Annotated in this window: 2 protein-coding genes and 1 pseudogene; 1 reads left to right on the forward strand and 2 read right to left on the reverse strand. The window is 44.5% G+C overall.

From position 1 onward, the window contains the following. Positions 1-455 precede the first annotated feature (455 nt). A pseudogene (locus ABF638_RS36905) lies at positions 456-659 on the forward strand (IS4 family transposase); the annotation flags it as partial. 787 nt (positions 660-1,446) lie between these two features. On the opposite strand, the gene ABF638_RS36910 reads toward ABF638_RS36905, so the two are convergent. Beyond that, positions 1,447-3,702, reverse strand: coding sequence for an EAL domain-containing protein (locus tag ABF638_RS36910; protein ID WP_435027706.1), 2,256 nt, complete (start codon positions 3,700-3,702; stop codon positions 1,447-1,449). A 222-nt stretch (positions 3,703-3,924) separates the two neighbouring features. Then, on the reverse strand, positions 3,925-4,171 hold a 247-nt coding region (locus tag ABF638_RS36915), incomplete at its 5' end, for a tetratricopeptide repeat protein (RefSeq protein ID WP_435027707.1).

Here is a 4,171-nt window from a genome sequence, read left to right on the forward strand (position 1 = left end):
ACTACGAGATAAAACGTAAAGCTTTGAAGAACGTATAAGTTAACAGTTTTCCCCATCCTTAGACCGTGGCGGAACATCATCAGCATAAGTGTATAATTATCACGGTGAGAATAACACGCTTTGCAATAAGCGGCGGCATCGGGGAGCAATCACGCTTTGCTTAGTCTAAGGTATTCTCGCTTACCTGTAATTCTTGTTGAGTAGACGAGTTGGGAGTGGTGGGCTCATTTATTTCTGGTGATAGTGTCCGGTGTATGCGCTCAATTTAGGAGAGTCTACACCGCCTAAGAACCCCATTTTTTCGTCAACACAAACGCCACAGCCAATTTATTACGAATATTTATCAATTGTTAAATACGTCCGGGTTGAACCAATGTCTAATTTGGGGTAATGGCCAATTAAAATGTTGATTAATAGGGTTTTGAGGAACAATACTGTAGCCAAAAACCTATGATTATCTTTTAGCTCAGTTTCGTGAAGATAATCCTGGCTCTGGCATTGTTGATCTTCAGGCTTATTGTCGGGGTTTTCGATATGTTCGGGAAATGTTAAAAATGCTTCCCCAACAGCCTGAGCCTATTTTATTATCCCAGATTTTTGCCAAGCTTACCTCTCTTGGTCGTATTCATAATGCTTCTACAGCCGTTGATCCCTCGTAATTTGGCTACAGTATTGACATAGCAAACGAATTATATGTAAAGCAGGGGGCAATAGTTTAAAACTCCCATATTTAACTTTTTTACAAGCACTGCTCTGGACTCCTTGCAAAGCGGGCAGTTTTTTATTGCACTGGTGGCTGAGGGTCTTGCACCCACTGCCAACAATCGAGTTACACATGTAGTGCGCTGTTTACTCGCTGTAACCAGAATGTTACACGGAGAGTCCGTAAAAGCGGTTACTCCAGATGTAGTAAATAAGCCTTCATAACCAGTAAAACTCCTAGTACAGTGATTTAAGCAATGGCAAAGATTCAGTAGACTTCCTCAATTCAGATTTTTGTAATTGCGAATGGGTGAAAAAGCGAATTATGAACTGTACTTGACCAATCCCCCAAATCCTCGCCGTGCAGAGATACCCGGTAGTAGCCGCAAGAAATGCGATGCCTACGGCAACCCGTTCGCGTAGCGTCTCCGACAGGAGAAGCAGGAACGCATTGCACAGGATAACCAGCGTCATGGCACTTGGCCAGCAGGGTTTGAATAACTTGCGGGTATGTGGAGTCAATGGGAATAGTCTGTTTTGGGGAGATTTTGGAGTTGGTTGTAACGTTAGAATGTTCACGGCTCGATCTTAGAGTTATGCTTTCGGTATCGGTTAAGCCGATACCTTTTTCGGGGTTCAGCAGGATACCCGGCTGAACCCCAGTTAGGCGCAGCTTGAACTTACGTAGTACTTGAATTAACAAAAGCTATGTAGCACATTTGCCAACAGTGTGGCTAGCTATATCTACTCCAATGGGCGAGGTGCTGCAATGCCATATCCCTGTGCGTAATCAATTCCAAGTGCCGTAATTCGCTCTAAAATCGCGTCATTCTCTACAAACTCAGCAATAGTCTGAATACCCATCACACTACTAATGTGCGTGATTGCTGCCACGATCGCATTATCTACAGGATTCTCGACAATGTTACGAATAAAGCTCCCGTCAATTTTGAGGTAATCCACAGGCAGAGACTTGAGATAGGCAAAGGACGACATACCCACCCCAAAATCGTCCAACGCGAAGCGACAGCCCATCCGTTGAAGTGACTGAATGAACTGTCTGGCTTTACTTAGGTTGGCGATCGCCACGGTTTCGGTAATCTCAAAGCAAATGCAGTGGGGTGAGATGGAGTATAGGGTAAACTGCTGATATAGAAAGTCGAAGAACCGATCGTCGTTGATGCTAGAACCAGAAAGGTTAATCGCATAAATGCTTTGTTTATCGCCAACAACCCTTGTCCAATTCCTGAACAAAGTCCGAATCACCCATTGATCGATCAGGTGCATCAAGTCGTAGCGTTCTGCTGCTGGAATAAACGTCATCGGCAGCACTAAATTTCTCTCCTCATCCTGGAGCCGCAGCAGCACTTCATAATAGTCCCCATCGTCAACGTTTTGAGCAGTCGAGGTGATAGCGGCAATAGGTTGAACATAGAGACAAAACCAATCATTTTCCAAGGCTTGAGAAATGCGGCTGGCCCACTGCATCTCCCCGCGCTGTTGCAATCGCTCCTGGTCGTCAGTCTGAGCAAAGTACACGCGATTGCGCCCCCGGTTCTTCGCAGTATAGCAAGCTGCATCAGCCGTGCTGATAATCTCTGCAAGGCTCTCGCTATTCATGTCAATACCCACCAAGCCGATACTTACTCCAATTGAGAATACCTGCTCTTGCCAAACAAACCGGAACTCTTGAACACATTCAAGCAGATCATTGGCAACTCGTAAAGCTTGCTCCGGCAGACACTGACTGAGCAATACGCCAAATTCATCGCCCCCTAAGCGTGCCAGTGTGTCAGTTTTCCTAATCTTCTCTTGCAATAGGATAGTAATTTGACGCAGTAATTCGTCTCCAGCTAGATGACCACAGGTATCATTTACAATTTTGAAGTGATCGAGATCCAAATAGCACAACGCATGAATCTGGTAGTCTAATTTGGCAAGGTGCAATGCTTGTTGAATCTGCTGCTCAAACTCGTAGCGATTCACCAATCCTGTTAAGGCATCATGACTTGCCTGCCAGGATAGCTGACGCGAAAGCAAGCGGTTCTGAGTCACGTCACGAAACACCATAACCGCGCCAATCACTTGTCCCTCACGATTGCGAATGGGCGCGGCTGAATCTTGAATCGCAATTTCTTGATTATTCTGATTAATTAAGACGGTATGGTTTGCTAAACTCACAGTTCGATTTTCCTTTAACGCTTGCTCAATTGGGTTCTTAACTGTCTCCCGTGTCGCTTCATGCACAATTCCAAAGACTTCTTCTAACAGCAACCCTTCTGCGGATGTTTCACTACATCCAAGCAGAAATTTTGCAACCGGATTGAGGTATTTAATCCTGCCAAACGCATCTGTGGTAAGAACTGCATCTCCGATTGATTGCAACGTCACCTGGGCTAATTCTTTTTCTTGAAAAAGTGTTTCTTCAATTTGCTTGAAGTCTGTGATATTGTACCCCACCGATTGAAATTCCAGAAAGCATCCTTGCTCGTCAAATATCATTCGGTTATGCCACTTAGTCCAACGCACCTCACCTGCCACAACCACGCGATTCTCAATAATCACAACGGGATTATCAGCACTAATTAAAGCTACAAATTCAGCAACTCGCTCCCGATCTGCCTCCAAGATAATGGGTTGATCGTGGCTGCCGATTAGCTCCTCTGGCGATCGCCCATAATAAAGCGCAAAAGCTTGGTTGAAAAAAGTGAGTGTGCTGTCTGGTAAATATCGGGCAATCATTTCAGTCTGATCTTCTACAATGGCACGGTAGCGAATCTCGCTTTGTTTGATCGCAATTTCTGCCTGTTTGAGTAAGCGGATCTCGTTGTGGACATCGCTGATTTCCCGCTCTAGTTCTCGGTTGGCTACCAACAGTCGTCCATAACTGGGGAAAGTAAGTGCCTTTGGTATTAACTCTCTCAACGCAATATTTGTGTATAGCGATCCGAAAGCCGTGATGGTCTTGATGCAACTACTTAGCCAATGTTTATAAGCCAAGATGTGTACCTGTATTTTTGCAGTAGCTAAAAAACCTATGAACGGTTACGACTAAGAGGTTGTTGAAAAAATTGTTAGCTGTAATTTTAGGCACTTCTTGATCCCACCTAACCTCCCTAAAAAAAGGGGAACCAGAATTAAAATCCCCCAATTTATCAGGGGATTTAGGGGGATCTAAAACGTTTTGCTATCAACAACAGGACTTTTTAAACAACCTCTAAATTAATATTCTGGATAAGTCTCCAGCAGATGCTGACATATTTCTAAAGCTTGCAGATAAAGCGGCTCGGCTTGGTCATGCCGTCCTTGAGAATCATAAAGTGACGCTAGGTTGTTCAGGCTGGTGACGACAGAAGGATGTTCTTCTCCCAGCAGCAGTTTTCTCTGTTCTAAAGCTTCCACTAACAACTCTTTGGCTTGATCATAGCGTCCTTGATAATAGTAGAGTTCTGCTAGGATTTTCAGGGTA

The organism is Nostoc sp. CALU 1950 (assembly GCF_051172895.1).
Classification (GTDB): Bacteria; Cyanobacteriota; Cyanobacteriia; order Cyanobacteriales; family Nostocaceae; genus Nostoc; species Nostoc edaphicum_A.